Here is a 7,701-nt window from a genome sequence, read left to right as displayed (position 1 = left end):
ATGAGTTGAGGCGTCGACGGCAGGCAGCTTGGGAGGGGTGCCCCAGCGATGGGCCGCCCGATGTATTTGACCCGCTATTAGCGGTGTCAAATGCCAATTTTCCCTTTAGAAATAATGCACTAACTCCTTGACTTAAGTTATTAGACAAAATATCCTTTGTAACGTTCTTATCTGCAGTCTTTGTTCGATTTTTATTTGTGCATTCGTTTGGAAGTTTTCCATTTCTGGCCATGTTCAGGGCCGCCGTGCGTAGCCCGGCACAAGCGAATCCACACAAGTAGATCGTCAGGACAGCGGGACTTCCGGTCATGGCGCGGCGAGCTGGAAGGCTCAAGGCGACGCTGATCGGATCATCGAAGGGTCCTTTTGCGGTGCTACGCGGCACCGACGGGTCAGATGGTGTCGGATGTCGCTGCTTGTCCTTCTCCAGTTCGTTTGTCTGATTGGCTTCGCGCTGCTGCTTGTCGTGGCGGCCTGGCAGGACTTGCGCACCATGCGCATCGCCGACGCGGTCTCGCTGGCGATCGTCGCGGTTTTCGGCGTTTGGGTGTTGAGCGGCCTTTCAGCCGGCGACACGACGCTCATCAGGATCGGGGTTGCGACTGGCTGTGCCGTGGCGGTGTTCGCGCTCGGCACATTGGGCTTCGCCGTCGGCGCATTGGGGGGCGGCGACGTCAAGCTGCTGGCCGCGTCCAGTCTCTTCGCCGGGCCCGCCTTGCTCCCCGATTTTCTGATGGTCACGGCGCTGGCGGGCGGTGTGCTGGGGCTGGCGTCATTCATGGGCGCACGGGTCGGTCCGGCTGCTTCGGTTGGCGATGCCTCTGTCGCTGGGCGTATGCGTGGCAGCCTGGCCTACGGTCCGGCGATCGCCGCCGGCGGCCTGTGGGTCGCCGTATCGCTGGCGACCTCGTGAGGGGGCGGCGGCATCATGAATAGCAAGCGCGTCGCCTTTCTCTTGCTGGCGGTTCTCGTTGCCGGCGCGACGGCCTTCCTGGCCCGCGCCTGGCTGGAGGCCGAACGCGCGGCGATCGTTGCTCAGGCGGCAAGCCAGCGGCCGGTCGCGCAGGCCAAGCCGGCGGTCCAGGTCCTGGTCGCGCGTACGGCGATCCGCACCGGCCAGATCATCAAGCCTGACGATCTGCGCTGGCAGCCCTGGCCGCAAGGGGCACTGCCGCCGACGTATATCGTCGAGGGCAGGCGGCCGATCTCCGATTTCGTCGGCGCGGTGGCGCGCAGTTCATTCCACATCGGCGAGCCGATCGTCGAGGTCGAGATCGTCATGCCGGGCTCACGCGGCTTCCTGGCGGCGGTGCTGCGCTCTGGCATGCGTGCCGTCAGCGTTCCGGCCACGGCGACCAGCGCGGTCTCCGGTTTCATCTACGCCGGCGATCGCGTCGATGTGCTGCTGACCCACGTGCTGACCAGTTCGAGTGGCGGCGGCCAGCACAGCGCCACCGAGACGATCCTGCGCAACGCCCGCGTGATCGCCATGGATCAGAAGCTCGACTTCGCGCCGGGCGACAAGCCGGACATTGCCAAGACGGCAACGCTCGAACTCACGCCCAAGCAGACCGAGATCGTGACGCTGGCGGTCAAGATGGGCGAACTGTCTCTGGTCCTGCGCAGCCTGCAGGACCCGGATGAGGCCGAGCGCGATCAGGCCCTGGTCGACGAATCGCCGGCCGATCTCGGCTACAGCTACACCCACGACAGCCAGGTGAGCCGCCTGATCAAGAGTCCGACGGCCACGCCGCCGCCCGAGGTCGCGCGTGGCGCCATCTACCTGTTGCGCGGCAGCGCCCGCACCAAACAAGAGCCCGACGGCAGTACTTCCGCCGAGCCGTCTGCCCCGCCGGCGCCTGATTCGGCCAAGCCGGGTCCTCGGACCACAACCTCAACCAATACCTTCCCGAGTGTGCCGCAATGAGCCAGTCATTCGCCTTTGCGCCCAAACCGTCGATCTGGCGTCGCGTCGGCTCGTCGCTGGCGCTCGCCGCGGCCCTGTCGTTCGCAACGCATCCCACGCTCTTGCTGGCGCAGTCGGTCGAGCCGGACAGTGGAACCAAGGTCCAGACGAAGGCCAAGAACCCGAACGCCAATACTGCGGCGAAGAAGCCGGCACGCAAGAAGGACCCCACCGACAACGTCTCGGAAGATCTCAATCGCCGCGAGTCGGCACGCGTCGAGCAGATGATGCGCACGATGACATCGCCGCCGGCGGTGAACGCGCCGCTGGCGAGCGTGGCCGTGCCGCCGGCCGAGACCAGATCGGCCCCGGCGCTGCCGCCCACAGTCGCCGCCATTCCGCCGCGGGCGCCGATCGTCAGCGCCTCGCTCACACCGGATGTCGGCATGCCCCAGGCGACACAAGCGATATCCCCGGCGCCGATGGCCGTCGCGCCGGCCGCCGGTCGTGGTGAGGGGCAGTTCGCCCAGACGCAAGCGCAGGCTCCTGCGCCGGCGCCGGTGCCGATCCCTCCCGCCACGGCGCCCGGCGCGCCGCGCACGCCCCAGATTGGCGGTGGCGCACCGAGCCGCGCCTTCGGGCAGAGCCAGGTCGTGCCGACCCAGCCGCCGACGCTCACCCTTGAAATCAACAAGGGCACCGCGATCAAGTTGCCCGGCCCCGCCGCCACCGTGTTCGTGGCTGCACCCGACATCGCCGATGTCCAGGTGCGCTCGCCGACGATGGTCTATGTCTTCGCCAAAAAGCCCGGCGACACCGTGCTCTATGCCGTCGACGACCAGGATCGGGTCCTGCTCAACACCATTGTCAGCGTTACCTCGCCGGTCAGCCGCATGAAGGGTGCGCTCGATGTGCTGCATCCGGCCAACGGCATCAGCTATGACAACCAGGGTGAGACCATCGTGATGACCGGCACCGTCCGCTCGGCGGTCGTCGCCGAGGATGCGCGTCGACTGGCGCTGCAGCACGTCAACGGCAATGCCACGAAGGTCATCAGCAATGTCAGGATCGACGCGCCCACCCAGGTGCAATTGCGCGTCAAGGTCGCCGAAGTCCGCCGCGACGCGCTCAAGCGCGTCGGCATCAATTGGCAGAACATCAATAATTTTGCGTTGTCCGCCGCCAATATCTTCGGCATTGGCATTGGCACGGGTGCGGCCGTCCGAACCGTAACGGGTATCGGCGGCGCCGCCACGGGCGCCGTTGCGATCCAGTCGGGAAACCTGAACGCCTTCATCGACCTTCTTGCGACCCAGAACCAGGCGACCATCCTTGCCGAGCCGAACCTGATCGCCATGTCGGGAGAGACCGCGAGCTTTCTGGCGGGCGGCGAAATTCCGGTGATCGTGCCTCAGAGTGGCACGGGTGTTGCCACGGTCGCGGTTTCCTACAAGCAGGTCGGCGTCAGCCTCGCCTTCACCCCCACCATCATCGGCGAGCGCATAAACCTCAAGGTCGCACCTGAAGTCAGTCAGCTGTCGACCGAAGGTTCGGTGAGCGTGCCGCTCACGGCGACCTCGGTGGTGACGATACCCGCGATCAAGACGCGCAAGGCGAGCACGACGATCGAGCTTGGCAGCGGCCAGAGCTTCGCGATCGCCGGCCTTCTGCTGTCGACGTCGCAACAGGATGTCCAAAAGATTCCCTGGCTCGGCGACGTCCCCGTTCTCGGTACGATGTTCAAGTCCGACGCCTATCAGCGTGGCGAAACCGAACTGGTGATCATCATCACGCCGTATTTCGTCGAGCCGACGAACGGCAAGCTGCGCACGCCGCTCACCGATCGCGTGCCGCCGACGGACGCCGACCGTCTCGTCTATCAGCGCCTCAACCATCCGACGCCGCCGCGCCGCGTCGCGGTCGGCCGGGAGCAGAACGTCGGGCCGACGGCCGGCTTCAAACTTGAATAGGGGAGTGGTCATGCGTTCCGTCATCTTCGTGCTCCTCGCGGCGAGCGGCCTTGCGGCCTGCGACAATCCGGTCGCCCAGCAGGCCACCGTCGACACGGTCCATGACGCGGTCCGATCCGACACGATGGTCGCCGTCAACTTCGCGCCGGGTGCCGGCCAGCTCAATGCCGCGCAGCTCGATGCGCTCAAGGCGATGGTCGCAGCAGGCAGGCGCGCCCAGCGTGACGAATTCGCCGTCGTCGTGGACGGCTCGGGAGGGGCCGTGCAGAAGATGCGGGCCCAGCGCGTCGCGCAGAACCTGTCGGACTCCGGCGCACGCTGGGTGACCACCGCGGTCGAGCCGGCCATGGCGATGGGTCCGAATTCCGTGGTCGTTGTGCGCTCGGAGTATTTGATCGCCAGCAACCGGTGTCCGAACTACACGCCGGCGGCCATGTGGAACCCCAACGAGGCCGCCATGCCGGGCTTTGGCTGTGCCGATGCCTACAACATGGGCCAGATGCTGGCCCGGCCGCGCGATGCCGCGGTTGGGCGGCCGCCCGGTCCGGCCGACGGCACGGTGAATGCCGAAGCAGTCGCGCGCTATCGCGAAGGCAAGGTCCGTCCGCTCAACACGACCGGCATGATCGGCGTTGGTGGAGGTGCCGCAAGCGCTCCGCCGGCGACGAACTGAGGCGCAAAAGATGTCTGCTGCGGCGAGCGCCCAAGTCCTGACGTCGACGTCTCGAGACGACAAGCCCGGTCTCAGCACGATGGCCTTCATCTCCGACACCGTGACGCTGTCGCGCGTGTCGGCCGATCTCTTCAACATGACCCTCGGCAAGGCCAATATCCGGGAAGGCTCGATCGACGCCGCCCTGGCGATCGGCGAGTGGCCGCGCGATCTCGATCTCCTGATCGTCGATCTCGCCGACGCCGCCGACCCGATTGCCGATGCCGCGGCGCTCAAGACCGCCGTTCCGGGCAGCTGCATAGTGATCGGCGTCGGTCGCATCAACGACGTGGCCCTGTTCCGCGACCTGCTTGCGGTCGGCTTCAACGACTATCTGGCCGTGCCGTTCGCCGAGGGCGCCATGGGACGGGCTGTCGAGCGTGCACTCGACCTTCGTCAGCGGACAGGCGGGGCCGTGCCATCCGGTCAATCGCCGCCGAAGGACGCCGTGCCGCGCACATTGTCGGTCATCGGCGCGCGTGGTGGCGTCGGGGCCACGACGGCGGCAGTCGCAATCGCGGCCATGCTGGGCGCGCGCCTCAAGGAAGAGGTCCTGCTCATCGACTTCGACCTGCACTACGGCTCGCTCATGCTGGCCCTCGACCTCGAGGCGATCGATGCCTTGCGAGAAGCGCTGGACCAGCCGGATCGGATCGACGCCCTGTTCATCCAGCAGGTGGCGCAGAAGAAGAGCGAATTCCTCTACGCCATGGGAGCCGAGGAGGCGCCGACCAACGGCTTCCAGGCGCGGCCCCATGCCGCCGGCGACTTCCTGAGGTCCATTCATCGCCGATTCCGCTGGGTCGTGGCCGATGTGCCGCGCGGCGACCCGGTGATGCAGCGCCAGGTGATCGAGGCATCGACCGACATTCTGCTCGTCACCGACCTGTCGCTGCCCGGTGTCCGGGATGCCATGCGCCTCCAGCAGCTCGTCCACGACGTGGCGCCGAGTGCAAGGCTGTACATCGCCACCGGCGGCGCAATCGAGGCCCGCCGCTCGGCGGTCAAGGTGTCGGACGTCGAGCGGACGCTCAAGCACAAGGTCGACTGCCAGATACCCGCCGATACGGCGGCGGCGCTCTCGGCCGTGAATGTCGGCAAACCCCTCTCCGAGGCGGCGCCGGCCAGCGGCATCGTCAAGGCGCTGCGGCCGTTCGTTGCCGGCCTCGACTCGCCGGGTGGTGAGAAGGGGGCAGGCAAGGTCGGCAAGGCGGCGAGCCTGTTCGAGCGCTTCGGACGCGGCCTGAAGAAGAAGTAGGCGGCCATGTTCGGATTGCGGACCAAGAAGCCAGAACAGATGGAAGTTGCCACCGTCGGCCCGCTCGACCGGATCGACCGCCGCACGCCCACGGAACCTCGCCCCGACCTTGGTCCCGCAGACCGCGATGCACGCATGACGGCGGCGTCCGCCAGCCTGCGCGACGCAGTCGCTCCGCGACTGCGCACGTTGGTCGACGCAGGCACTCCGGCTGGCGAGGTGACGCGCCAGGCTGGCTCGCTGTCGCAGGCCCATTTCCGCAGTCACGGCGTCGTACTGGCACCGCTCGAACTGCGCCATCACGTCGCCGACGTCCTGCGACCGATTCTTCCGGCAACGAGTTTCGGCACTCCGGCGCCCCAACTTGTGGTGGATCCGCCGCCCGATCCGACGAACGCCGTCGAGGAAGGGTCTCGTGAAAAGGTGCCGGTCCTGTCCGGGCGACCGCAAGCGGCGCCGGCGGCGGTGAAGACCGGGTTCTCCGGGCGCTCGGCGGCCGTCCAGGCCGAATCGCTGGTCAAGTCGGAACCCAGCGAAAAACTGGGCGATAATTCCTCGAGCAAACTTTCACGAAGCAAGGTCGATCAGGCACGGCGGGCGGTGCAGCCCATGGTGATGACCCGGATCGATCTCGCCGCGGCCGTCAGCATGCCGCGAAGCGAACTGGTGCACCAACTGGAGGGGCTTGCCGCCGAATTGCTCGCCGAGCATCGCATCCAGCTCAACCGGCCGGAGCAGACGGACCTCGTCCAGCAGCTCGTGAACGACATGATGGGCCTCGGGCCCCTCGAGCCGCTGCTCGCGGACGACGGTATTACCGACATCATGATCAACGGCCCCAAGCAGATCTATATCGAGCGTCAGGGCAAGATCGACCTCACGTCGGTGACGTTCGAGGACAATGCCCACCTGCTCAATATCTGCAACCGGATCGTCAGTCGCATCGGCCGGCGCGTCGACGAATCCAGCCCGATCTGCGATGCGCGCCTGGAGGATGGCAGTCGCGTCAACATCATCATCCCGCCGCTGGCGATCGATGGCCCCTCGGTTTCGATCCGCAAGTTCGGCAAGCGCCAGATCGGCTTCGACCAGATGGCGCAGCAGGGCAATATTTCGCCGGCCATGGCGACGGTACTGCGCATCGCCTCGCGCTGCCGGTTGAACACCGTCGTGTCGGGCGGTACCGGATCGGGCAAGACGACCATGTTGAATGCCTTGTCGGGCATGATCGACAACGGCGAGCGCGTCGTGACCATCGAGGACGCCGCCGAGCTGCGCATGCAGCAGCCCCATGTCGTCCGCCTCGAGACGCGGCCGGCGAACCTGGAAGGCAACGGCGAGGTCACGATGCGTGACCTCGTGAAGAATGCACTTCGCATGCGGCCGGACCGCATCATCCTGGGCGAGGTCCGTGGCCCCGAGGCGATCGACCTTCTCCAGGCGATGAACACCGGTCACGACGGCTCCATGGGGACGCTGCACGCCAACCGGCCGCGCGAGGCGCTCACACGTCTCGAGAATATGGTCACCATGGGTGCCTCGAACCTGCCACCCAAGGCGATCCGTTCCCAGATCGCAGGTTCGCTGCAGCTGATCGTGCAGATCAGCCGCATGCGCGATGGCGTGCGCCGCGTCACGCACATCACCGAAGTCATGGGCATGGAAGGCGAAGTCGTCGTCACGCAGGACCTCTTCACCTACGAGTTCCGCGGCGAAGCCCTCGACGGCAAGCTGAGCGGTGCCTTCAAGAGTTCCGGGCTGCGGCCTCATTTCCTGCCGCGCGCCGCCTACTACGGCCTCGACAAGGTACTGATGGAGGCGATGACGTGATCGGAGCTCAAGGCTTCGACCTCGA

7 protein-coding genes are annotated in these 7,701 nt (G+C 66.4%); 6 read left to right on the top strand and 1 reads right to left on the bottom strand.

The features are described 5' to 3' along the window. Positions 1–232 (bottom strand): hypothetical protein (locus tag EPO55_RS11325; RefSeq protein WP_296336896.1); only part of this gene is annotated, 232 nt, incomplete at its 3' end. Between the two features lie 174 nt (positions 233–406). Between EPO55_RS11325 and EPO55_RS11320 the strand changes: the two genes are divergently transcribed. The 6 genes from EPO55_RS11320 (at position 407) to EPO55_RS11295 (ending at position 7,676) form a co-directional block, all read left to right on the top strand. Further along, on the top strand, positions 407–913 hold the full coding sequence (locus tag EPO55_RS11320; protein ID WP_296336895.1) for a prepilin peptidase: 507 nt from the start codon (positions 407–409) through the stop codon (positions 911–913). 15 nt (positions 914–928) lie between these two features. After that, complete coding sequence (cpaB, locus tag EPO55_RS11315) at positions 929–1,927, top strand: Flp pilus assembly protein CpaB (protein ID WP_296336894.1); 999 nt, start codon at positions 929–931, stop codon at positions 1,925–1,927. After that, entirely contained in the window at positions 1,924–3,876 is a 1,953-nt protein-coding gene (locus EPO55_RS11310; protein ID WP_296336893.1) for a type II and III secretion system protein family protein, read from the top strand. The genes cpaB and EPO55_RS11310 overlap by 4 nt, the downstream gene beginning before the upstream one ends. 10 nt (positions 3,877–3,886) lie before the next feature. Continuing rightward, positions 3,887–4,549 (top strand): CpaD family pilus assembly lipoprotein, encoded by a 663-nt coding sequence (locus EPO55_RS11305; RefSeq protein WP_296336892.1) that lies wholly within the window; start codon positions 3,887–3,889, stop codon positions 4,547–4,549. 10 nt (positions 4,550–4,559) lie between these two features. Continuing rightward, the gene (locus tag EPO55_RS11300) at positions 4,560–5,846 is read left to right on the top strand and encodes a cellulose synthase operon protein YhjQ/BcsQ (RefSeq protein WP_296336891.1); all 1,287 of its coding nucleotides are present in this window, start codon (positions 4,560–4,562) and stop codon (positions 5,844–5,846) included. A 423-nt stretch (positions 5,847–6,269) separates the two neighbouring features. Beyond that, positions 6,270–7,676, top strand: a complete 1,407-nt coding sequence (locus EPO55_RS11295) for a CpaF family protein (protein WP_296336897.1) — start codon at positions 6,270–6,272, stop codon at positions 7,674–7,676. Positions 7,677–7,701 lie beyond the last annotated feature (25 nt).

The sequence above is a fragment of the Reyranella sp. genome, from assembly GCF_004296935.1.
Classification (GTDB): Bacteria; Pseudomonadota; Alphaproteobacteria; order Reyranellales; family Reyranellaceae; genus Reyranella.
The sequence above is the reverse complement of the archived record's forward strand: the minus strand, read 5'-3'. Positions and strand labels throughout refer to the sequence as shown.

Excerpts from the sequence above, each read along its gene's own strand:
- EPO55_RS11305 (WP_296336892.1), top strand. The coding sequence starts at position 3,887 with ATGCGTTCCGTCATCTTCGTGCTCCTCGCGGCGAGCGGCCTTGCGGCC.
- EPO55_RS11300 (WP_296336891.1), top strand. The coding sequence starts at position 4,560 with ATGTCTGCTGCGGCGAGCGCCCAAGTCCTGACGTCGACGTCTCGAGAC.
- cpaB (WP_296336894.1), top strand. The coding sequence starts at position 929 with ATGAATAGCAAGCGCGTCGCCTTTCTCTTGCTGGCGGTTCTCGTTGCC.
- EPO55_RS11310 (WP_296336893.1), top strand. The coding sequence starts at position 1,924 with ATGAGCCAGTCATTCGCCTTTGCGCCCAAACCGTCGATCTGGCGTCGC.
- EPO55_RS11320 (WP_296336895.1), top strand. The coding sequence starts at position 407 with ATGTCGCTGCTTGTCCTTCTCCAGTTCGTTTGTCTGATTGGCTTCGCG.